Source organism: Rania fehmarnensis, from assembly GCF_056494185.1.
In genome coordinates this window covers 2,224,574-2,247,755 of sequence record NZ_CM151398.1, presented here as the reverse complement: position 1 = coordinate 2,247,755, position 23,182 = coordinate 2,224,574, and the positions used below count along the sequence as shown (strand labels likewise).

The following is a 23,182-nucleotide window of genomic DNA, read 5'->3' as shown; positions in this document are numbered from 1 at the left end:
AGCCAATTGCAGTAGAAAGTGTGTTGTTCGTTGCCTAACGCGATAAGTGGACGGCCGCCTGCATGTCTGCGTGGATCCGTTTGCGCAGTGCAAATTCGTCTTGATCCAACCATACCTGGCTAGCTGCGTCCCAGCTCGATTCGTCGCTCAGCAGCGATAGCACGGTGGTCTCGATCAAGTCGAATTGCGAAACTGAAAAGTGCGACGAAGTCGTCATCGTATCCTCGATCTTTGGTAACAAACGCTTACCGGATGCGTCTACTCTAAAAAGCTGCAACAAGCGGCTGAGCGCCGTATCGATAGGGGCCTGAGCCACGGCTTGTGCGTAGGCCACAGCCAGTCTTCGCTGCTCGATCGTGGATAACGTACCATCGATTAGTGTTTTATAGACTCGATTGATGATCTGAGTCGCCTGTTCGACCTGGCCAAAGTGATACCAGCCGCTGGCCACGCACAGCAGCAAGTGTAAGCGCTGCGCCACCGCCCGGTCTACTTTGCCGGTCGTCGACTTGCGGACTTCGCGCCCTGTCTGGACGCGATGGGCTTCGACTAAGGTTTCGATTGAACCGTAAAGCGCCGCCATCGCTTCACGCATGCCAAGTTTGCGCATGCCTTTGAAGGATTGCAACAGCAGCGACTCGACGGTTTCGATCTGCTCTTTGTCAGCTGGTCCATATTGATTATCCAAACGCAAATATTCCTGGACGATCGATGGTAGAGCTTCGGTCAGCGCACCGATGAGACTTTCGACCATTTGATCGTGCCCGAAGTGGGCGGCCACATATACAGCTCGTTGTAACAACAGTGCGCGCTCGATCGCGTCGGTGCCTTCTGCCAACAGTGCAGGTACGCGTTGGAGTAACCGCTGCGCAAACTCGTCTCCCAAACGCGGAGCAAACTCGAGCGCATATGCCAGAACTCGCAATCCACGCTCGCCCGACGCATGTGCAGTGAGCATGGGCTGCAGTTGTTTGCGTACTTCGTCCAGGTTGCGTTCGTCTTTCAGCTGAGCCATGGCTTGCTGGATCTCGTCGCGGTACCGTCCATGCCACCGTCGATACGCATCAATCCGATCATGAGGTTCCAAAATCCGCGAGTGCTGACGCATGCGATCCGCTTTGTATCGCTCCAGCCGATCCATGCTTTCCAGCTGGTTTAAAAGTCGATTGCCCAGCGGCTCACGACTGGATACGCCTTTGGCCGCCTGTTGAATGCGGAATTCAAACGCTTTACCCATCCAACGATGAATTCGATCTTTTGCAGGCAGCTCCGTCAGTGCCTCTTGCATTAGAGCGCGACCGGTAGCAGTTTCGCCAATCTTGACCAGGCCATAAGCACATATCAGCTGGACGTAAATCTTCGTTCGACCACCCAGCGCATCGTCGATCCAACGCTCAAAGGCGCTGAAGAGCTCCGGCAGTCGCAAACGCAGCACGCGTTGTTGATCGCTCTGATTGCTGCCATGGCCGTGCAGGAAACTGACCAGATCAAACTCGCTGCGCATACCGTTCTCGTGCAGCCGCTGCAGCAAGCGATCGCGCACGCGCGCCAGTCCCAGCAGATCACCACCTGTTAGCTGGTTCATAGCTAAAGCCGACATCCAGACCACGCGAATGGGCAATACTCGTTCGTATTTCGTAAAGAATTGTGCGAGTTCGGCCAGGTGCGGCTTCAGTTCCGTGCGACCTCGCTTGGCCGCCACCGCATGGATGACGTACACCGCCAGCAAACTGGCCTCCTCGGGCTTGGCCAGGCGTTGCTTCAGGATGGCTCTGACTGTTTCGATATCGATACGCGTCTTGCCATTGATGCGCAACTCCGCCATCAGCCATTGCCGCGCGGTCACTGCAACTTCTTCATTAGGTGCAGACCACACATAGTTGCACCAACACAGCGTACAGTCCATGGCCTGCTTCAGTTGACTATTTAACGCCCCCATTTGTTGCCACAATTGGCGCCGCTGCCGACCTTCGCAGGACTCCTGACAGTTAATAAACGCTTGCTCTAATTCACGCAGGCGCTGCACCAACTGGTTGGGCTTTACTTTGGCCAGCGCGGCCGCCTCGGGCGAGTCACCCAGCAAGGCTTCAGCTGCAGCTTCGAACTTGTCAGGGCCAACCGGTGAATGCTTGTCACTTTTGGCAGGCTGTGGTGACTTCCGGCCATCGCTCTTGGTAGCGGGCGCTGGTCGAGCCGGCAATTCGGGACGCTGATCGGGCTGGATGTCGTCGCGGCAGATGTAGTCATCAAACTGAAACTGATGCGACTGAGTCCAAGCCTTCAAAGCGGGCTGATGATGATCGAGCACATACTCGACCCAATCCGACAGCGGACGAAACGCGTTATCCGGTACGCTCAGCGCCGCAATTGCATACGACGTTGATTGGTTACGATGGGACTGGATCGGCCCATCATCGTCGCCACGCACCGGACACAGCCAAGTCACCTGCCGATTATCCGCAGCCAACAACTTGCTAATCGCATCGCGCCGCAACGGCGGAGTTACGCGCATGCCCACAGGGACAAACAAATTTGGTAATCGCAAATACGAACTATACGCTTCGGCGTCGATGACCAGAATCGGTGGCGCGCTGCGCGAGGGACGGGCGCGCAATAGGACAACTGGACCGTCAGGTTCTTCAACCACCGCAAAGGCTAACCTTGAGATCAGTTCTTCATCGCTGCGCAAGACCAGCTGTTCCAATTGCTGCATGGCCGACATCCGCACCACCCAAAACTCAGCTTCTGCCTGTGACGAGCCAACGCTCAGTCGGAGCGGAACCTGAAAGTTGATAGGTGATGCCTGCTCTTGCCAGGTCCTAGTCGGAATGGTTAGCCGCGCATCGATCGCCTGGTAGATATCTTGGAAGGCTTCTTCAACTATAAAGTGAAACCCACTGGCCCCATCGATCAGCAACCAGAAACCGGGCGGTGGCGATAAACGCTCTAGAAGTGGATGCACATAGCCTAGCTGCATCCACACCCGCGGTTTGACCTCGCGATATGCAATCAGCTGCGGCGAGGTTGAATGATCCTCCAGGGCACTAATCAACGAGTAGTATGGTGGATCGTTGACCTTCAGTAGCGTCCACTCTTGCTGCTGGCTTGTCACCCGTCGGTAGGCTTGTCGATCGTTACCTAAGCGCAGCATCTCACTAGCCAATTGTACGAAGCGCTCGGTCGACGCGATGCGAAAGACAATGATCCCGCTGCTGAGATTTTCATGGAGGCCTTGGGCATCCACGCGGCGGAGGTGCGGTTCAGCCACCAGCGGCACCAGTTCGTACCAACAACTGTGCTCCCGCAGTCTTTTATCAGAGGGCAGTTCCGACTCTATCGATGCGCCCAGTGCATTCAGCGATTGTTCAGGTAGGCTATTCAGCCATGCATCGGCAGCCACCCAAATGCCCGCTCCATCGCTCGCCGATCGACAAGGGGCCGCCTGCACTTCGGCTGGCACAGCGCAGCCGTTAAGCGCTAGCTTTAAGTGATCGAGCGTCGGAAAGTGCACATACTTCATAGAATGCGATTCACGTAGTCTCCTTTCGCTCCGCGAAAGGCAAATTCTCTTGCACCTTGTAGCCATCGTCGCCTGACGGTGGACACGCCCGCCGGCGCAATCCACCGCTTGGCTGCGGTGGCTACCTAACTTATGCGTGATTCCCGAAATGCTTGACGCATTCCGCTACAGCACGCGCGTTCCTTTTGCGGAGCAAAAGGCGACAATTACTCTGAAAGTTTTCGGCGTTCGGGCTGACTCTGAGTTGTCGACTGGCCAGCCGATTCTTCTGCTACTCGCTGAACAATGACGTTACCGGTTTCCGATTCTTGCAGCACGCCACCGGCGATCAACTTCTCGACCAGTTGACGATGCAGCTGTTCGTGCTCATGCGGCAACGAATCATCGTCGCTGTGCAAGTCGATTAGGATGTCCTTCTTGCCCGTCTCGGGATTGACGCGCAAACGAATGATCATCTCCGCCATAAGGTCAACTCTTTCAGCCAGGAGGTTTATTCATCGTAGCGGAAGCCGTCAAGGCTTTCGTGCGTTATGGTGTTCATAGTAAAGCGTGATTCACGAAATGCTTGACGCATTCCGCTACGGAGTTGGTGGTATCAATGACTTTAGCAACTGAGCGTCGATAACTTGGTGTTCGACCAGCATATCGCGTAGCGTCTGGACCAGAGGTTGTTGTTCGCTCAAAATTTTTGCGGCGCGCGAACGCGCTTCCTCGAGCAGTTGACGCACTTGGCGATCGATGGCTTCCAATTGAGCGGGCGAAAACTGACGCTGGGGTTCGTGGCGACTGGGGGCCGTTATATTGTGTCCTAGCCCTACGGCATCTCCACCCATACCGAACTCTTCCACCAACGCCCTAGCAATTTGAGTGGCTCGCTCCAGATCGCCTGCGGATCCGATCGACAAATCTGCCAGCAGCAACTGCTCGGCTTCGCGACCGCCCATCAGTACACACAGATCGTCCAGCAGTTCACCGCGTGTGACTACGTACTTGCGAGTTGGATCCTGGTAACGCACAAAGCCAAGCGCGCCGGCCATATCACCGCGAATCGAAATCCGATCGATTGAGGGCGAGTGTTCACAGAACATGGCACACACGGCATGCCCCGCTTCGTGCGTAGCCACAACGTGCTGTTCCTTGGCCGTCATCTTCGGCCGCTCGCACCACTCGGTTAGCGCGCGATCCACCAACAAACTCGTGGTCGGTCCACTGATGTTCTCACGCAAACGCAATCTGCCGATCGCGCGGCACAGGGCGTTGATATGATCGCCGGTGAAGCGAGTTCCGGCGGCGGCCCCTTCCACAAACTCTCCCGTGCGTTTGATCGTGAATTCAAGAGCCGCGTCATCCAGTTGCAAATTCATCTTGCGATTGTAAATCTGCAGAATCTCGCCGCGATCATGGGCGTCCGGGTGCGGAATGTGCAATTGAAACTCAAAGCGGCCGGGGCGGAGCAGGGCGGGGTCAAGAACTTCGACAAAGTTCGTTGTTCCCACCACAAATACCAGTTCATCACTATGGAAGCCATCCATCTCGGTTAAGAGCTGATTGACCATCGAATGTTCGACACCCGAGCCGGTATAAGTGCCGCGGGCTGCGGCAAACGAGTCCAATTCATCAAACACAATGATCGAAGGAGCCGCTTGTCGCGCGCGATGAAACACTTGCCTCAGTCGCTCTTCGCTTTCACCCACCCAGCGGCTCTTGAGTTCAGGACCGGAGACGATTGTAATAGCCGCTCCGATGACCGTGGCCATGGCTTTGGCAAACAACGTCTTGCCGGTTCCAGGCGGTCCGGAAAAAATCATGCCGCGCGGAATCAATTGTTCTACTCGCGCGATCTCCTCCGGATTGGTCAACTGTTCTTTGCGTTGCAAGATGTCCAAGATCTCGGCCTTCAAGCGACTTTTGACCCTGGCATAACCTCCGATGTCTTTGTCCAAGTCGATATTGGGCAGTTCGAGATTGCCACTAGCGGTCATCGCTCGAACTTGAGCGTATGCGCGACGTGGATCCGCCGGATAATCTTCGCCGTCGAGCGTCGACAATAGTTTGCGCAGCCGCACGGCATTCATGCCCGAGACATATTTGTAGAGCGCCCAAGGATTGAACTCGCGTCCAAACTTGCGGGCTTCGCGCTGCGTTACCAACGCTTTGAGCCGTTGACGAGGAATGCCCAGCATACTGCGACGGCGCGGGAAAAGATTCTCGATGACTTCGGGCAACGGAAAGCTGGGATCTTTGAAACCCAGCCAAACCAGTTCCGGGTTTTCGTACAGCAGTGGAATCACTTCGCGGGCTTCGCTGGTCAGACCACCTTGAGAGGTTGTTAACAAATCGAGATGCGGAAGAACTGCGACACGTTTTTCAACTACCCCACGCACCGCATCGCGCAACTGGGCAATCATCGTACCCACTAACCCGCAAGTCAGGTCGGCCGTTTGTCCCTGTCGCGGACGACCATCCAGGTACACGCATTGAATTCCCGCTTGCTTCAGCCGAGAACGCATATTGGTGTAGACGTATGGTGCCAGGTCTTTGTCGCATTCGATGAGCACCGGCAAGTTGCGCTGCAGGTCATTGGCTGTATCTGCCAGTGGATCGCTGTAAGCCAATTCCACGGATTGCTCGACGGACAATTCTTGAGCCAGTGATAGCTGGGCAACGGGCGTACTCATCGGGGCGGCGCTTTCCTAAGCACGTAGATGCGTCCAATTCGGGATTAGGGCACAAACTGAATCACACTTCAACGACAATCGTCAACGAGCCGGCTTGAGGATCTTCGCTGATCGATTTGATTTGTCCCAGTTGCGCTGCTCGCTGCTTGAGAGCTTCGGCAGTGACGCGATTGACAGCGCCATCCAACTCGCGACGGATGTCGCCCAGGGCGGCTTCGAGTTGATCCGTGACTTTGCGCTGCAGTTGGATTTGATGCCCCGAAGCTTGAACGCCCAAGTCTTCCACTAGCGCGGCTTTTAGTTGCTTTTCGACGTCATCTTTTTCCAATCGCTGTTCATCGTAGATGACTTTGCTCTTGTTGCCTTTGACTTCGACCGTCTGGGTGCCAGTGGCTCGCACGGAAACGGTGGCCGATGGTAAATCAACTTCAATTAGAACCTTTCCATCTTGGCGTTTGGCCGTATCGCCTTGAACGTCGAAACCAAGTTTGGCCAGTTCGCTGGCCAGCAGCTGCGCCAATTGTTCGCACGGCAAGATTTCCAGGATTTCCAGCTGGCAACGAACGTGATCTTCGGCATGCACCACGCGTCGTAACGACTCTTCTACATGAACGCGGTAAGCGCGACTCATCGTTTGCTCCCTTTCGTTGCGTGGGCCCAGGTTATCGGCCAGTCGAACAACAGCGGCTAGCGTTGTGATCAGCGGCCCAATGTCCGTTTCTAACTGGTTAGATTAGCGGTCAAGCGGCGAACCATCGCCAAGGCTCGCAGAGTGACTCTATCACCATCGTACTGCTCCCAGTCGGCCATCCACAACTGCGCCGCGGCATATCCTTCGTCGAAATATCCAGTCTGACGACTTTCGTCAGTCCACTGCCGCAGCCGGGCGGCGACCGCCAAGAATGTAGACGCAGAATGATAGACTTGAGTTCGGTCTGCCAGCCGCATGGATCCAACCTGCAAGCTGCGGACCCAGGCACCAGCGGCCGCTACTGGATCATCATCGCGTCCGACCACCCTTTGGAGAGCGACGAGCAAGAAACGAGCCAGATCGCGGCGGCCCGCCGAGTCTACAGCGTCGAGATAGGCGGCCAGAATATCGCGCTGCAAGCTGCCGAGCCGCTGCATGCGCGCCACGTCGGTAATCCAACTCTTACCACGCTCGACCGCGGCCCAGACTTCAGCCAGGTTGATTTGCAAACTCTCGAGCACCGCAGTCGCTGCCGGGCTAGCCAGCCAGGGCGTGAAGTCAGGTGCTTGCCAGCGCTGGCAATTTATTTCATGTGGAAAATGCAGGGCGACCAGCGGTAACTGCGCAAAACCTGAATTGCTAAACCACTTTTCGCCCACCGGTGTCAAACGCAGCCAGGCTAGCGTGCGAAACACAACCAGTTGATCGCCCAAGCTCAAATCACGAAGACCTGAATGAGTGCCATTTTGGGCATCGAGCAGTTGACCGCGAGTGATCCAAATCAGAAACTGAAGTGTGCGTTTGGTGAACGTCAGTCCGAGTTGCTCAGGTGGAGTGCGTTGCCAGAGCGTGCCGGTTACTGCCGCACCGCCGCGCATGAATCGAGCCTGCTGCCAACCGCCCGACCGAGCCAACCAGGCGGTCATGCCCTTAGCCAGCGAACGCTCAACCGCGCGCACAGCTGGTTCACTGAGACAGCCTGGATAGCGCAGCGGTTGCAAGACCTTCATCATCACTGCGCCCGGCGATTGCTCGCCCAGCATCGCGTGCAAGATATCGAGGAGATTCGATTCGAAACGATTGAGCGTTAACACAAATTAGTTTACACATAAAGTATTTGCCAACTTACTGAGTCCGTAGTGAAAATTGTAGCCGAAGTCGCCAGACTTTGGACGCGTCAAACCTAGCGCTCAGCCCCCTCCCGCAGACTTCGGCTAAACGCCTCGTCTGCGACCTCCCCCAGCTGCGCCGGGGGAGGTGACTGTCACCCCTCCATGCGCAGCATGGGGAGGTCGGAGCCAGCGTTAGCTAGGCTCCGGGCGGGGTGAGTCCTGTTAGCGCAACTTAAGAACGATTGGATCAAGCCTGCGATGTACAACAACACGCCCGACAAATACCGCCAAGAACAAGCCTTTATTCGCGAAATCTGGTTTCAACCAGATGACTTGTCGTCGAGATTAATCTACGCCGATTGGCTAGAAGAACGTCAAGACCCGCGTGCACAACTGTTGCGCAATGATGTGCAGATGTTCGAAGCGGCACTCAGTTCCGAATTTGATTCTGATAAGCACGAAGAGTTGCGTAAAGTTCGCGAGCGTCTGCTGCGCAAAGTCGATCTGGTCTGGGTGAGCCTGGTAGGTTTGGGGGACATCGAGTTGTGTCCCAATACGACTCGCTACATGGCGGATGTCTTGGATGCAAATCCAACGCAAGCGGAAGAATTGCAAATCGAATTCCGCTGCCCGCTGCGTTGGGAGAATCTGCAAGCGATCGAGGAGACGCCGGATGTCCGCATGTGCAGCCAATGTCAGCGACTGGTCTACTACTGCTACGATGTCCGCACGGCTCGTGCGCACGCGCTGCAGAATCACTGTGTGGCCATCGATCCATCGGCCAAACGTTTCCCCGGTGATTTGCGGCACGCGCATCTTGACCCTGGTGGATTCTTGGGCATGTTACACGATTAGGATCCTTTTTTAAAACGCAGAGACCGCAGAGTCCGCAGAGAACAGGCAGACGATTGAACTTTCGGTCTTCTCTGCGACTCTCCACATCTCTGCGTTTAAAAATTCTTGGAGAAGAGCGATTGCTCCGCAATGATCTGAACTCAGTGCAACTGGCGCAGGAATGCGCGCAAGGAGCGAGCGCGGTGAGAGAGCGCGGACTTGACGACTAGCCCTAGTTCTGCAAACGTGCGATGGTACTCGCGGATTTCGAACAGCGGGTCATAGCCGAAGCCGCCGCTACCGCGGTATTCGGTCAAGATGCAGCCCCAGCATTGGCCTTGAGCTTCGGCGCGGATCTGGCCGCTGGGGTCAGCCAGTGCGATCGTGGAAACATAATATGCACTGCGATCATCGCCGGCCAGTTGTCTCATGCGCTCGAGCAGTTTTCGATTGTTGCTCTCGTCGGTCGCGCCTGGGCCTGAATAACGAGCCGAATAGACGCCTGGTTCACCACCTAGAGCGGGAACACATAGACCGCTGTCTTCGCCGATAGTCCAGCGCTGTAGATGCCGGGCTTGCACGGCGGCTTTCAGCCTGGCATTTTCGATAAAGGTTGTGCCCGTCTCTTCGACTTCGATCGCGCCCGGCGTCTCCGCTAACGATTGCAGCTTCAACCCCAGCGGCTCGAGCAGATCACGCATTTCGATCAATTTCTTGCGATTGTGCGTGCCAACTACGATGCCGCTGGAGAGTTCTGAAATCATGAGCTTCATTCACCAATGCGCGGTTTGCCGAGCAAGGATCCTTGATAGAGTTTGCTTGTGGAAGCTTTGGGGATCGAAATAAACTTGCCTTCGACATCGAAGGGGATGTTCTCCAACATCTTACAGGTTGGCGTGTTGGTAACGCGACCCGTGGCAGCATCTTTGAACGAACGTATCGTGTAGCCACAATACTGCTGCATGATCGATACCATCTCGGGATTATAAACGAAGGGCCCGCCGCCTGCGGTTTCTTCGCCTAGAGTGTCAAAGCCACCGATGCACACATAGCTGGCGTTGCGATCATGAAACTCGTAGGCTTCGACACCTTTCTTGCGCAGAGCGTCGGTTAGCTTATGCGCATTCTCGGCCGCCTGGACCAACGAATCGCTGATCTCCTCTTCGTTGCTCTTAGGAACCAAAGACCCACCGGCCAATTCGGTTACTACCCGTCCGTTAAACGAAGCCACCCGCACCGTGTAACGCTTGGTGCACTTCAGCAACGAATATTGAGGTGGATCGATGTTTTCGTTGAGTTTCACCACGAAATCATCGACTGCACTTTGGAAGTAGTCATCGGGCAGCAGCGGGTTGCGCGTAATAAACGCGCCACCCATCGGCCCCTTCTGGGCATTGCGTTCCGATTTTTGCCACAGCAGTTTGCGTTTGGTTGAGATCAGCCAGTTGGTATCTTTGGATTCGACATTCTCTTTGGTGGGAGCATCTTCAGCTTTCGGGGCCAGGCACTTGGGCTGGGCAGTCTTAATCTTGTCCATCGTGTCTTTAACGCGCGGGTCATCGGGCGAACCATAGTTACCGACCAGCACAGCGAAGACTTTATCACGCGATGCATTGGCATTGCGCACTTTCTTGGTGTACATGGTTTCTCTATTGCCATAGTTCAGTCGACGACTCTCTTGTACCAGCGGCTGAGAATGGTCGAACTCTTTGCGGTGCACGTAAGTCTCAGTGCGCAGTGTTTGCCTAAGCTCCTTAGCCAGCGCAATTGCCTTCTCTTCCGCGTCATCGCCGTTAGCCGTATAAGCCAAGATCAGCCACGGACCATGCTCGTCTTTGAGCAGCAACTGTTCTTCTGATGCCGCGGCGGGTCGTTCTTGAAACATGCTCAGGATCGATGGAGGCCCAGCCCAGGCGGGACTAGTCACACCGACCGAAACAAGCAAGGCACTCAACGACCGAGCAATGATGCTGCGTTTCCAGTGACGTTCCGTCATCTCTGTATATCTCCATCCTCGGGGAAGTCTAAGGTTATCTGCGACCACCCCAACTCCTACCAAATGCCCTGCGCGGCGCGAAGAGAAGAAATGCTCCCCTCGCGCTGTCACCTCCCCCGCGCAGCGGGGGAGCGACCGTCTAGTTGGTAGTCAAGGAAGAATCTTAAATTTCTTCCCTTCGCTTGGGCATCTTGGGGGCCAGCCCCCAAACCCCCGGGATTTTTCAAGGCATGGCGCCGGTAACTCAATGTTTGATTTCCTACAGGCGCAGCATTACTATGAACTGTGCTAAGTGAAACATAGCAAAGCTCTGCGGGGACGCAACTTTGTAAGGGATAACTTAGTCGCCGGTGAGTCAATGACCCGCCGAGCACGTAGCGCCCGTGGCCAGGCTGGCGACAGCTTGGTCACGTGCCTTCTTCTCGGGGTCCCACATCGTTTGCGTACGTACCATCTCGTGAAGGATCAGGAGCAGCTTTCGCATGCTCGCGATCAACGCCAGCTTCTTCGGTTTTCCTCGGCTTAATAACCTCGAATAGAATTTCTCGACCACTGGATTCTTTTTGGTTGCCACTAAGGCCGCCATGTATAGTGTACGACGCACCGTTGATCGACCTCCGCGAATGCGTCTCTTGCCATCGCTCTGACCGGTTTGGTTGGCCATCGGAGCCACACCAACAAGCTTGGCAATTTCCGTACGAGAGATTTTTCCAAGTTCAGGAAGTTCAGCACACAGTGTGACTGTCGTGATGAGACCCACGCCTGGCGCGCTGGAGATGATCCTTACGTTAGGTGTCTCTTTGCTCATCTCCTTGCCTTGCTCCTTGAGCTGCTCGTTCAGAGCTTTTAGCTGGTTTTTCAGCATTTTCAAGCTCTCTTCAACGAATTGCTTGACCGTCTCATCCTCAAAACGCAAGCGATTCTTCTCTTGGTTGATCATCGTCATGACCTGTACTCGACGACGCGTAAGCGACCGAAGCTTCTTCTCTCGCTCGGTAAGCGGCTTGGTCAAATGGACTTTGACCTGCTCACCAAAATGCCGAATTACTTTGGCATCAATGGTATCCGTCTTTTCTAGATACCCGTGTGCCTTGGCGTAGTAGTGAGTCTTGCGCGGGTTGACCACCGCCACGTTGACCTTCGCCTCGTGTAGCAGGTCAACCATGATATTCTCATAACCACCGCTGCTCTCGCAAACCACAAGTGTCTTTTCAGGCTCTTGGATGCGCTCGATCAACTTGCCAATGGACGAGACCGTGTTGCTAATCGTTGAAGGCAGCTTGCCCTGGGAATCGGAAATGTCTAGCTTCTTGGAAGCTACATCAATGCCGATCACGCGATCATATGTTGTCATTGTAAACTCCTACCTAGTAAATTCAGGCTTCCTCGCACTTGGCGAAGAGCACTCAGCGACCGTTCGGATAGAAAACAATCAGCTGCCCGACTTCGCTCCCCCACGAGCTACAAATGTGTACATTCGTTCGGGGTCGATAAACTGTCTGGGTAGCTGAGTCCGACACCGTTGCAACGACGTCGAACATGAACATCTTAGTTGGCCGCTATATACTAGGTCGCAGACGAGGCGTTCAGCCGTCGTTGGCGGGAGGGGGCACAACGCTAGGCAGGGCTCGAGATCGGGGACAGACATCGGGCGTGAGTAACGTGAGTTAGCCGGTGACGCTAGCAAAACAACCCGTGGTCTGTCCCCGCGCTATCCTGTCGCGCGGTCACCTCCCCCGCGCAGCGGGGGAGGTCGCAGACGAGGCGTTCAGCCGAAGTCTGCGGGAGGGGGCCAGCGCTAGGCAGGCTTCAAGATCGGGGGACAGACATCGGGCGTGAGTAACGTGAGTTAGCTGGTGACGCTAGCAAAACAACCCGTGGTCCAAAACAATCCGTGGTCTGTCCCCGCGCTATCGGCTGAGATCGGGGGACAGACCTGCGGTTTGAAGATCCATGCTTAGCGGGTGCGGAGCGGCTGGGGACAGCCGCTCTACGCGCCCGGGTCCAACGTCCAATCTCTGGCAAGATCGGCGACGTGCACGGGGCCCTCCCGAATCTCGCTACGGCCCGATTCGACCTTCCCAAGGCGAAGCCTTGGAGAGGTGACTGGAAGATACACAGCCTGGGCAAGATCCTCCCAATTTACCTAACGGGAGGATTACTTCTGAGATTGTTTACTGGAAAAGATCCTCCGCAATTGCCGATTGTGCCTACGAAGGAAGTAGTGCCAATCAACAGCAACCGTTGCGCGCTGCCCCGTAATCGCTCAATGATATCAAACAGCAGAGTTGGCCTTATCAGCCGGCGGAGATCATCAGTATGGCAATGCACTTGAAACAGGCTGCACTAGTATGTGCCTTGGTATGCGGCGCGTCGATCGAATTGATCGCACAGCAGTCGTTTCCCAATGCGCCACAACCTGGTGCAGCTGGAGCGAACTCGACCAGCCAAGTTACCGCGCTGCCCGGTGTCATGCCTGCCCCAGGCGTGCCGCAGATCAGCCTGGCTCAGCAACAAGCCGATCCCGCTCAACTAAAGGTCTACGAAGTCCCTTCTGACCTGATCGGTGCCGTCGGTGCCCGCCTGCAAGTTGCCTATCATGGCAACCCCCGCGTGCGTGTAGCTACCGAACCGAAGACGGGCCAGTTGATGGTTATGGCGCCCGAGTCGATTCAGCGCGACATCAATCAGAAGATGCAAAGCCTGATCTACGAAGCCCGCACTTCGGGCCTGATCACCGATGACAAAGGCATGTCGGTCGCTTCGACCAAACAGCAATCTTATGTACTAAAGAACTTGCGACCGCAAGAACTCGAAAATGCCATTCAGCGCTTGGCCGGTCCACGTTTGACCGCCAATACCGAACGCAATGGTGAAGTCGCGACCTACCGTTTGGTCAGCTCCACCGGCATGCAAGACGTCATGCAGGTCGATCGCAACACCGGGCAAATCACGCTGCTGGGCGGTGGTGCCGCTGTAGCTGGTTGGATTCAAATCGTGCATGCGTTGGATATGGGGCAAAGCGATCCGTACCGCGCAACCCACGTCATGCCACTGGCTCCCGCTGATCCCCAACGCGTCCGCCAAGCCGTTCAACTCGTGCGAGCCGTATATCAACAAGACGACAATCAAGAAGTCACTGCGCAAGTTCCCGGCGGCCGTGAACCCCAACCCGGTGATCCCGCCAATCCAGATGATCGGGCCATGGCCATGGGTTCGATGGAAACGCTAGGCGCCGACACCGGACTCTTTGGTGATGTGCAGATCGAATTTATCGAAGACCTTGACCTGGTCATCATCAAAGGTGCCAAGCGCGACGTGCAACGCACCTTGGAAGTCATCGAACAAATCAAGAAGAAGAGTCAAGAGACTCAGCCTCTGATCAAGGTCCTGCAACTGAAACACGTCGACAGCAGTGCCGTGGCCAAGCTGATCGACGAACTATACGACGAAGTTCTCAAACCTCGTCAAGGTGCTGTTAGCATCACTTCGCTTGGTCAACCCAACGCCCTGCTGCTAATCGGCCGCAAAGAAGCGGTCGAAGCGATCGTCGAACTGATCGACAAACTCGATCAGCCACTCGATCCAGCCAATCAACTGCGAGTGTTCCGCTTGTTACACGCTTCGGCCGTCGATGCCGAATCCACCATTCGAGATTTCTTCTCCAACGCGCCTGGCGCTGGTACCGAAGTGCGCGAAGGCTTGGGGACTCGCGTGAAACTGATCGCCGACTATCGAACCAACTCGCTGATCATTCAAGCTGCACCGCGCGATATGGCGGAAGTTGCCAAGCTGATCGAACAGATCGATGTCGAAGGCACGACCGCTCAAAACGAAGTTCGCATCTTCCGCCTCAAATACACCGAAGCTGGTACCCTGCAAACCGTGCTGCAAAATGTCATTAGTGGCACCAGCAGCAACGGTGGTGGCCAAGGACAACAAGGTGGTGGTGGTGGAGGTGGTGGTGGCCAGGCGAACGCTGGCAATGGACAGGTCACTCCACCCAGCACCAAGATCTCGATGGCCGGTTCGCAAGGCGGACGCGTCGACTCGGGCATTCTGGCTGGCGTGGTCATTACCGCCGATGTCGCTCAGAACTCATTGGTCGTACGGGCACCGGCCAAGAGCATGGCGCTGGTTGCCGAATTAATCGCCGAATTGGATCGACTGCCCGATGCCGAAGCCCAAATCAAGGTCTTCCCCATCAAAAATGGTAGCGCGACCACGCTGGCTCAAATGGTCCAACAATTGTTTGGCTTGCCAGCCACTGCCGGTCAAGGCAACACGACCGGTGGTCTGTTCGGTGGATTCAACAACCAGGTGGCCCTGGCTGGTCTGACCGCCGGTGGCGATGGCGGCTTGGTGCAATTGCGTGTCTCGGTCGACACACGGACCAACAGTATTATCGTTAGCGGTTCGCCTTCGGACTTGGAAGTCATCGAAGTCCTGCTGCTGCGATTGGACGAAGAGGGGGTCGAAACACGGACCAGCGAAGTGTTCTGGCTACGCAATGCCAACGCTGCAGACGTAGCCGGCGCGCTGACGTCGTTCTTGCAAACTCAACGCCAGGTTATTCAGCAACAGTTGTTGATCAGCAACGCGATCAGCATCTTCGAACAAGTCGACCGCGAAATTTTCATCGTGGCCGAACAAACAACCAACAGCTTGATCGTCAGTGCCACACCTCGCTACTTCGAATCGATTCGCAAAGTGATTGCCAAGCTTGACAGGCGTCCACCACTCGTGGCGATTCAAGCAGTGATCGCCGAAGTTCAACTGTCCGATGCCTTCGAACTCGGAGCTGAGTTCGGCCTGCAAGACTCGCTGCTGTTTGACCGCGGCAGTTCAACCGGTGGCACGCTCAGTTCGCCAGTATTCAACCAAGGCACCGTGCTCACCAACGCTATTAATAACACCACAATCAGGCAGAACGTGGGTGGTCAAGGCCTCAGCACCTTCGGCACCGGTCGATCCAGTTCGACTTTGGGTTATGGTGGTCTGGTACTGACTGCAGCTAGTGAATCGGTAGGAATTCTGATTCGAGCTCTGCAAGATGCCAATCGCCTGCAGATTCTCAGCCGGCCGCAAATCATGACCATGGAAAACCGCCCCGCTTCGGTCACCGTGGGTGCCCAGGTCTCGCGTGTACAAGGCACGACGGCCTCGACCTTCGGTCAGCAAGTGAACGTGGCTGACGTGAACATTGGTTTGATCCTGCAAGTGTGGCCCCGCGTCAACGAAGACGGTTTGATCGTGATGCAAGTGATTGCGGAACGATCTTCACTGGGACCAGAAGCGACCGGTACGCCTGTTGGTTTCGGAGCCAACGGCGAAGTGATTCGCTCCCCGGTCATCAACAAGACCAATGCCCAAACGACGATCAGTGCTTACTCGGGACAGACGGTAGTCTTTGCCGGTCTGATTCAGAAGCAACGCACCAGCGTGTCGCGCAAGATTCCTTGGCTGGGTGACATTCCCTACCTCGGAGCACTCTTCCGCTTTGACAATGAAACTGAAACTCGTAACGAGTTGATGGTGATCCTGACACCGCGCATAGTGCAGACCGATGAGGACTACGAGATCATCAAGCAAGTGGAATCATCGCGTATGAGCTACTGCCTGGCTGACATCCTGGAGATGCACGGCGATGTTGGTCTAAGTGGTGGTCATGGATTGTGGGGACCAGCCCGTGGTCCGATCATTTATCCTGACATGCAACCTTCGGCCATCGAGAACCTGGCTCCTGGTGAATCGATTATCGATGGACCTTATGCACCACAAATGATGGACGGTGTTCCAGTGGATCCCAACATGCAACTTGACCCCAACGTGCAACCTGCGCCTACGGTTCAGTCGGCTCCGCCCATGCAACCGATTAGCTTCCCGATGCCCGGGCCAGTCTCGGCCGGATATCGCGCGGCTCCGCCATCCACAACCTTCAGTCCAGTCGTACCGACATCGGCCACGGGTCCTGTAGCCGCTCCTCCACAGCGTGGAGCTAATACGACCCAACCACCGACAACCGCGGTCCAATCGCTGGCGCCGCCTGTCGGTCAAGGTCTGCGACGGTAACAAACCCCTCAAGATTTCATTGGCTTCAGTTGGAGTTGCGCACCATGACGAGAAGGATTCTCGTAGCCCTGGCTTTATTTGGTCTGGTACACAGCAGCGGATGCAGTACGTTGACCAAAGAGAAAGGCACCAAGAAGGACTCGCCATGGAGCGCCATGCAGTTCTGGAAAAAAGAGTATCAACAGCCAGTCAAGATGGCGGTACTCTGGAGCCATGACATCTTGACCGTGGCCGGTCAACCGCCCACGCGCGGTTTCGGTGGTCGCATCTACTTCTACAATGTCAAATCGCAAACGATTCCAGTCGACGGCGAGTTGGTAGTGCATGGCTTTGATGAGACCAAACGCAAAGTCACCGGCAACAATGAAACGCAAGCTGATAAGCGCTTCCGTTTTACCTCTGAACAATTCACCGAGCACTTCAGTCAGTCAGACTTAGGTGCCTCGTATAGCGTGTGGATTCCTTGGGATGCCGTCGACGGTGTTCAGAAAGAAATCACGCTCATTCCAACCTTTGTCAGCAGCAAAGGCGAAACGGTTCAGGGAGCCCCTGCCAAGGTCATGTTGCCTGGTCGCGCACAACCTCAAGGACCAACCATTCCTGGACAAGCCGCCAACACACAGCCTGTGCAAACGGTTGCGTATGAACAATCAACCATACCCACGGTCGAAGGCAAGCTGCCACAACTGTCGCTGCCTGTGAAAGACACCGACAAGCTGATGAGCGGCCAACGTTCCGAGAGCAGCATGCGGACGACGACCATCAACGTGCCACCGCGTCGACGTGGAGCCGCTCCGTCGCTCGACAAACAGTCTCAAGCTGCACCGGCGTTTCCACAAACGCAACAAGTGTTATCGATGGTCGATCAGGCTCGCGCTCAAGCCCTGGCAGATGCGTTCCGCAATCCAGAACCTATGCCGCAACGACCACTGCAACCTGTCATGCAGAATCAGGCATCGAGTGCCTGGACTCCCAACACGGTGCCGCTGGCTAGTAGTCTATCGATCAATGCCAACAACATCGCGCCGCCAGGTGCTCTGCCATCCAATACACCTTACACGACGCAAGCCCAGCCTAATACGCAACAGATGGGCATGGTGCCGTCGGCCAGTTCGCCGCACGTTCCATCGCAATTCACCAGCGGTCCATCACGCACCGATCAATACCCTGGTCAATTACCGCCCGGCTTTCAGTTCAGTCCCCAGGCTACCGCCTGGTAAGGCCGCTGGTAACCAAGGCCACTCTTGGTGGCCCGACTCAAACGACTACACGATCGGCACGCTGGTTGTAATATAACTTCGTGCTCTTTGTGGTAGCGATCATTCGCCGCCAATATCATGTAGGTCCGCGGTGATCTACTGCGGACTGGGTACAGTATTGCCCGCGCCTGCGCTGGAAGATGTAGCTGCAGCCGCTGGCACTTGTTCGGCAGCTTTGCCTGGGTAGGTCAGCTCGCTCTTAACATTGCTAACACCGGGTTCGAGCGAGATCAAACGCTGCAGCAGCTTGTCATCGGCTTGCGATCCGACGCTACCGCGAAGCACAGCGGTGCGACCGTCCATGACTACTTGCACACCACTAGTACCCACGCTGGTTGGAATGCGACCGAGACGGGTTTGTATTTGGGCTGAGCGTGCAGTAGCAATGGCTGGGTTAGGAGTAAATCCAACTCGCACTTGAGTGCGCAGCTTGGACTTGTTCTGATTTTGGTTGTTGCCGAACTGGTTCATACCGTTCATGCCGCCTCGACCACCCATGCCTCCCATGCCCATGCCGCCCATGCCCATACCACCCATGCGTGACATGCCTCCCATGCCCATGGATGACATGCCGCCCATGCCACCCATGCCACCGCCCATGCCACCGCCCATGCCACCGCCCATGGGTGAGAAGTTGCCGAAGCCAGCTGATGTGCCGCTACTTAAGCCCAACCCACTTTGACCCAGGGCCGAACCACCAGTACCGGTCGAGCCTAGTCCCGTCGATGTGGAACCAAACGATCCTGATCCAAAGCTCGAACTAGTTGCTCCATTGCTGAAGCCGCCGGTTCCAAAGCCACCGGCGTTACCGAAGCCACCGGCCGAGCTTGAACCAAAACCGCCACCAAAGCCACCTTGGCCGCCACTGCCTGTGCCACCGAAGCCGCCCGTCTGGCCGCCCTGAATGCCACCGGCTTGAATGCCGCCACCAATTGGTGCGGCCGCGCCTCCAAAGGCTCCACCTCCACCACCACCGCCGCCACCGCCTCGCTGTGCCCAACCAATATTGGCGAGTCCGATCGCTAAACACAACGCCAGCAAATGGCACTTCATCTTTGTTCTCCAGTTAGCCAACGTCAGTTGGAGGTTTGGTGTGGGGTTTGTGTCCCCTACGCTGCGGCAGCCCTATATTGCAAACCAACCCCAAACTTGGGGTGGAGTTTCGACACAAGATCTTCTCACGCTCATTTTAAAGCTAAAGTCACCCGAAAGCGACCAGTTTTCCAAGTTTGTCAGCCTCTATAGCGAATAGCTGGCTGAAACTCCCCCACGCGACTGTCCCTTTATCGGATGAAATGCTAGCAATTCGTCATTCCAACCCTTTCAAAATTGAGTTTGAACGTTGAAATCGATGGTTTGAAAATTGAAATGTGGCCGCATTGTGGGAAGATATTCAGACCGCCGGATGTGTCTCTTTAACTTGGGTAGTGAACTTCATGCTGAAACCAATATGTCTAAGCGCCCTTTCGTTCTTTGCGATTTTGTCGCTGGCTTGGGGCCAGGAAACTGCCGCCGTGTCAACCAAGTTGACCGCACCGGCATTGTTTCCGGAAAAGACATTGGCCTATCTGCGGGTCGATAATGTTAAGGAACTGAAAGAAGCCATGGGCCGCTCGTCCATGGGCAAGCTATCCCAAGATGAAGAACTCAAACCCATTTTGGCTGAGTTCTACGGGTCGCTGATCAACAGCACTGAAGCCATGCGCGAGTACACCGGTTTGAACCTAGAGGAAATACTTTCGATTCCGACGGGGGAACTGGCAGTTGCCTTGCTGCCTAGCGACCAAACCCAGGCCCGAGCTGAAGCGCGCCGCAATGGTGACGACGGGGCAGAGGTACGCGTCGAAGTGAGCCAACCGAGCGTGGCGGTGATGATGGACGCTGGTGAAGAAATCGCCGGTGTGCAAGTTTTGCTGGAACGCGTGCAAACGGCCGTAGCTGAGTCGATGGTCCATGAAGAAATCAAACTCGGCACGCTAACCTTGCATCACTATGCCAATCCCGATCGAGCCGATCAACAGTTTGGTTACTTTATCGATCAAGGAGTTTTTGTGGCTTGCAGTAACCTGACAGCCCTCGAGCGACTGGCCAAGCGTTGGACGGGACAACAGGTCGATTGGCCCACGCTGGCCGAAAATCGCAAGTTCACCTCCATCATGGGACGTTGTGTGGGCACTCAGGGTGAACGCCCCCACGTGTCGTTCTTTGTGGATCCTCTGGCCTTAATTCGTAATGTCTCGCCTCGCAATGCCACCTCCACGATGGTCTTCGCCGTGTTACCAGCGTTGGGTTTAAACGACATTCAAGCCATCGGCGGCAGTTGGATCGTGGCCCCACCTGATTTCGATGCAATCTCGCACTTCCATGTACTCTTAGGAAGCCCACGCCGAGCCATTTTAGCACTTATGCGTCCCAAGACCGGTTCGATCACTCCCGAGAACTGGGTGCCAGCCAGCGTTGGTAGCTATAGTACGATCAACTGGGATGCCCAATCTACGCTCAAAGGCATTCAACAACTGTACGATCAATTCCGCGGCGAAGACGCCATGGAAAATGAAGTCTTCAAGCGCGCCTCGGAACGTTTGAACGTCGACTTTAAAAAGGACATCCTCGAAAATCTCGAAGGACGATTTACACTGCTGCAAGGCTTTACGCGGCCCGTGCAAATCAATAGCGGCTCGAATGTCTATGCCATTCGGTTGAAGAACCCTGAGGTCTTCAACAAGTCGGTTCTGCCCGAACTGATGAAGCTGGTAGAAAAGCGACAAGAGGTTAAGACGGAACAGTTCGGCAAGCTGCAGGCTTACGTCTTCCTGCCTGAATCACGGCGTGAAAATTCGTCTTTACGCGTGCCTGAAATCTGTATCACCATGATCGATGATTACGTCGTCATGTCCGATAGTCGATTCATGATGACCGAGATCAGCAGTTGTTTGGCCGGCAACGAAGAGAAACTCTCCGAAGCACTGGACTTCCAGATAATCTCTGACCGCATCAAAGGCCAATTACAGGACAAGGAATGTTCAGCCTTGCAGTTTGTGAGACCTGAAGAGTCATTGCAGTTGTTCTACGAACTGGCACAAGACCCCGCCAACCGCGATCGACTGCGCGAAATGTCTTCGAACAACGGATTCTTCAAAGCCCTACTGGGTGCGCTCGAGAAGCACAAATTGCCACCCTTCTCAGTCATCGCTAAATACCTCGCTCCCAGCGGTGGTTTTTTAGTCGAAGAAGAAACCGGCCTGCACTACATGTCCTTCGGCCTCCGTAGAGAATAATGCGATCCTTGGAGTGCTGCGGCCCTAGCCGTAGCTTTGATGTCCTAACCCAACTGTACCGCAGCCAGCTCGAACCAGGTTTCTCCACGCTTCCAGAGCGACTCAGGCTGCGGCTAAAGTCTTTACTTACATCAAAGCGGTGCCAGATGGCACCGCACTCCAAAGGCTTCAAGCAATAGCTTCGTGGATGGGTTCGACGTGTTCCACGCCGACTAGCTTTTGATCCAGGCCGCTGTAGAAGTAACTCAGGCGATTGGGGTCAAGGCCGAGTTGATGCAGGATCGTGGCGTGCAAGTTCTTGACGTGCAGAGGTTTCTCAACAGCTGCGGAACCTAGTTCATCAGTCGTGCCGATGCTCACGCCACCTTTGATGCCGCCACCCGCCATCCACATGGTGAATCCATATGCATTATGGTCACGGCCTGATCCGTTGGCGTATTCAGCCGTAGGTTGGCGACCGAACTCACCGCCCCATACGACCAAAGTCGAATCGAGCAGCCCGCGGCGCTTCAGATCTTTCAGCAGGGCAGCGATCGGCTGGTCGGTTTCGCCAGCGTGTTTGTTGTGATTGTTTTCCAGATCGCCGTGTGCATCCCAGTTGTCATCATTGTGCGCGCCGCCCGAATATAACTGAATGCAACGTACTCCACGCTCGACCAAGCGGCGAGCCAACAAGCAACGACGACCGAAGTCCGCTGTCTTGGGATTGTTCACTCCGTATAGCTCGAGTGTCTCGGCTTCTTCTTTGGAAAAATCTACAGCCTCGGGCGCGTGCTCTTGCATCTTGTAGGCCAACTCGTAACTGGCGATGCGCGCAGCCAAGTCACTATTGCCGCCACGCTGGTCGAGATGCCGTTGGTTAATGTTGGCCAGCGCATCGAGGATCTCGCGCTGCGCGGGACGTCCCATTTGCTGGGGTGGCTGCAGATCCAGGATCGGTGTGCCTTTGCTACGCAGCACGTTCCCTTGATAGGTCGCTGGCATGTACCCACTGGACCAGTTCTTGGCACCGCTAATCGGGCCACCGGTTGGATCAAGCATGACTACAAAGCCCGGCAAATTTTCATTGACCGATCCCAAGCCATAGTTGACCCACGAACCCAGCGCCGGCGAGCCGCTAAGGATCTTGCCCGAGTTCATCATCAACATGGCCGAGCCGTGGATCGGCGAATCGGCCGTCATCGAATGCAGAAACGCGATATCATCAACGCACCCAGCCAGGTTTGGAAACAGGTCGCTGACCCACTTGCCACATTGGCCATATTGATTGAATTTCCAACGCGGTTCGACGATACGACCTTCATTGCGATGTCCACCGCGACCGAATGTCTTGACCGCGATTGTCTTGCCATCCATACCGACCATGTTCGGCTTGTAATCGAACGTGTCGATATGGCTGGGCCCGCCATACATGAATAGAAAGATAATGCTCTTGGCCTTGGCTGCGAAATGCGGAGGCTTGGCAGCCAACGGATTCGCGCTTGCATCGGCGGCTGCAGCCGAACTGGAAAAGAAGCCATCGCGACTGAGCAAGTCGGCGAGCGCTACCGAACCAAAACCGGCTCCGGTCTGCCATAAAAATTCTCGTCGAGTCCGACCGCAAAATGTTCCGTGTCGCATGATGAAGTTCTCTCTCTTCCGTTTAGCCACTGCGGGCCCATGGGATCTTTCGTCGCGTAGCGTAGCGGAATGCGTCAAGCATTTCGTGTTTGTCGCGTAAACGATCCATTGTTACTCGATAT

14 protein-coding genes are annotated in these 23,182 nt (G+C 55.4%); 4 read left to right on the top strand and 10 right to left on the bottom strand.

Features of this window, described 5'->3' with window-relative positions; translation table 11 throughout:
- Positions 1 to 34: 34 nt before the first annotated feature.
- The 5 genes from SH573x_RS07340 to SH573x_RS07320 form a co-directional block, all read right to left on the bottom strand.
- Positions 35 to 3,520 (bottom strand): DUF8586 domain-containing protein, encoded by a 3,486-nt coding sequence (locus tag SH573x_RS07340; protein ID WP_479353767.1) that lies wholly within the window; start codon positions 3,518 to 3,520, stop codon positions 35 to 37.
- A gap of 206 nt (positions 3,521 to 3,726) precedes the next feature.
- Positions 3,727 to 3,984 (bottom strand): hypothetical protein, encoded by a 258-nt coding sequence (locus SH573x_RS07335; RefSeq protein ID WP_479353765.1) that lies wholly within the window; start codon positions 3,982 to 3,984, stop codon positions 3,727 to 3,729.
- 114 nt (positions 3,985 to 4,098) lie between these two features.
- A complete protein-coding gene (locus SH573x_RS07330) occupies positions 4,099 to 6,198 on the bottom strand; it encodes an AAA family ATPase (RefSeq protein WP_479353763.1) in 2,100 nt (699 codons plus the stop codon).
- A 61-nt stretch (positions 6,199 to 6,259) separates the two neighbouring features.
- Entirely contained in the window at positions 6,260 to 6,829 is a 570-nt protein-coding gene (locus tag SH573x_RS07325) for a hypothetical protein (RefSeq protein WP_479353761.1), read from the bottom strand.
- Between the two features lie 89 nt (positions 6,830 to 6,918).
- Entirely contained in the window at positions 6,919 to 7,983 is a 1,065-nt protein-coding gene (locus SH573x_RS07320) for a hypothetical protein (RefSeq protein ID WP_479353760.1), read from the bottom strand.
- Positions 7,984 to 8,259: 276 nt separating this feature from the next.
- Here SH573x_RS07320 and SH573x_RS07315 point away from each other — a divergent pair, with 276 nt between their 5' ends.
- Positions 8,260 to 8,856, top strand: coding sequence for a TIGR02996 domain-containing protein (locus SH573x_RS07315; RefSeq protein ID WP_479353759.1), 597 nt, complete (start codon positions 8,260 to 8,262; stop codon positions 8,854 to 8,856).
- 140 nt (positions 8,857 to 8,996) lie between these two features.
- Here the strand turns inward: SH573x_RS07315 and rdgB are convergent, their stop codons facing one another.
- From rdgB to SH573x_RS07300, 3 genes are all read right to left on the bottom strand, one after another.
- Positions 8,997 to 9,599: an RdgB/HAM1 family non-canonical purine NTP pyrophosphatase gene (gene rdgB / locus SH573x_RS07310; protein ID WP_479353757.1), complete on the bottom strand. Its 603-nt coding sequence runs from the start codon at positions 9,597 to 9,599 to the stop codon at positions 8,997 to 8,999.
- A gap of 5 nt (positions 9,600 to 9,604) precedes the next feature.
- Positions 9,605 to 10,831: a hypothetical protein gene (locus tag SH573x_RS07305; RefSeq protein WP_479353755.1), complete on the bottom strand. Its 1,227-nt coding sequence runs from the start codon at positions 10,829 to 10,831 to the stop codon at positions 9,605 to 9,607.
- 355 nt (positions 10,832 to 11,186) lie between these two features.
- Positions 11,187 to 12,185 carry an IS110 family RNA-guided transposase gene (locus tag SH573x_RS07300; RefSeq protein ID WP_479353372.1) on the bottom strand — a complete coding sequence of 333 codons (999 nt, stop codon included), beginning with the start codon at positions 12,183 to 12,185 and terminating at the stop codon, positions 11,187 to 11,189.
- A 965-nt stretch (positions 12,186 to 13,150) separates the two neighbouring features.
- On the opposite strand from SH573x_RS07300, the gene SH573x_RS07295 reads away from it, so the two are divergent.
- Together SH573x_RS07295 and SH573x_RS07290 are read left to right on the top strand one after the other, a co-directional pair.
- Positions 13,151 to 16,903 carry a secretin N-terminal domain-containing protein gene (locus tag SH573x_RS07295; RefSeq protein WP_479353753.1) on the top strand — a complete coding sequence of 1,251 codons (3,753 nt, stop codon included), beginning with the start codon at positions 13,151 to 13,153 and terminating at the stop codon, positions 16,901 to 16,903.
- A gap of 44 nt (positions 16,904 to 16,947) precedes the next feature.
- Positions 16,948 to 18,123 (top strand): mediator complex subunit 15 domain-containing protein, encoded by a 1,176-nt coding sequence (locus SH573x_RS07290; RefSeq protein ID WP_479353751.1) that lies wholly within the window; start codon positions 16,948 to 16,950, stop codon positions 18,121 to 18,123.
- A 135-nt stretch (positions 18,124 to 18,258) separates the two neighbouring features.
- Here SH573x_RS07290 and SH573x_RS07285 read toward each other — a convergent pair whose 3' ends face one another.
- On the bottom strand, positions 18,259 to 19,215 hold the full coding sequence (locus SH573x_RS07285; protein ID WP_479353749.1) for a hypothetical protein: 957 nt from the start codon (positions 19,213 to 19,215) through the stop codon (positions 18,259 to 18,261).
- Between the two features lie 383 nt (positions 19,216 to 19,598).
- Here SH573x_RS07285 and SH573x_RS07280 point away from each other — a divergent pair, with 383 nt between their 5' ends.
- On the top strand, positions 19,599 to 21,440 hold the full coding sequence (locus SH573x_RS07280; RefSeq protein ID WP_479353747.1) for a hypothetical protein: 1,842 nt from the start codon (positions 19,599 to 19,601) through the stop codon (positions 21,438 to 21,440).
- 168 nt (positions 21,441 to 21,608) lie between these two features.
- Here SH573x_RS07280 and SH573x_RS07275 read toward each other — a convergent pair whose 3' ends face one another.
- Positions 21,609 to 23,060 (bottom strand): DUF1501 domain-containing protein, encoded by a 1,452-nt coding sequence (locus SH573x_RS07275; RefSeq protein ID WP_479353745.1) that lies wholly within the window; start codon positions 23,058 to 23,060, stop codon positions 21,609 to 21,611.
- Between the last annotated feature and the right edge of the window lie 122 nt (positions 23,061 to 23,182).

Coding starts and splice junctions, on each gene's coding strand:
- SH573x_RS07340 (WP_479353767.1), bottom strand. CDS start 3,520: ATGAAGTATGTGCACTTTCCGACGCTCGATCACTTAAAGCTAGCGCTT.
- SH573x_RS07335 (WP_479353765.1), bottom strand. CDS start 3,984: ATGGCGGAGATGATCATTCGTTTGCGCGTCAATCCCGAGACGGGCAAG.
- SH573x_RS07330 (WP_479353763.1), bottom strand. CDS start 6,198: ATGAGTACGCCCGTTGCCCAGCTATCACTGGCTCAAGAATTGTCCGTC.
- SH573x_RS07325 (WP_479353761.1), bottom strand. CDS start 6,829: ATGAGTCGCGCTTACCGCGTTCATGTAGAAGAGTCGTTACGACGCGTG.
- SH573x_RS07315 (WP_479353759.1), top strand. CDS start 8,260: ATGTACAACAACACGCCCGACAAATACCGCCAAGAACAAGCCTTTATT.
- rdgB (WP_479353757.1), bottom strand. CDS start 9,599: ATGATTTCAGAACTCTCCAGCGGCATCGTAGTTGGCACGCACAATCGC.
- SH573x_RS07305 (WP_479353755.1), bottom strand. CDS start 10,831: ATGACGGAACGTCACTGGAAACGCAGCATCATTGCTCGGTCGTTGAGT.
- SH573x_RS07300 (WP_479353372.1), bottom strand. CDS start 12,185: ATGACAACATATGATCGCGTGATCGGCATTGATGTAGCTTCCAAGAAG.
- SH573x_RS07295 (WP_479353753.1), top strand. CDS start 13,151: ATGGCAATGCACTTGAAACAGGCTGCACTAGTATGTGCCTTGGTATGC.
- SH573x_RS07290 (WP_479353751.1), top strand. CDS start 16,948: ATGACGAGAAGGATTCTCGTAGCCCTGGCTTTATTTGGTCTGGTACAC.
- SH573x_RS07285 (WP_479353749.1), bottom strand. CDS start 19,215: ATGAAGTGCCATTTGCTGGCGTTGTGTTTAGCGATCGGACTCGCCAAT.
- SH573x_RS07280 (WP_479353747.1), top strand. CDS start 19,599: ATGCTGAAACCAATATGTCTAAGCGCCCTTTCGTTCTTTGCGATTTTG.
- SH573x_RS07275 (WP_479353745.1), bottom strand. CDS start 23,060: ATGCGACACGGAACATTTTGCGGTCGGACTCGACGAGAATTTTTATGG.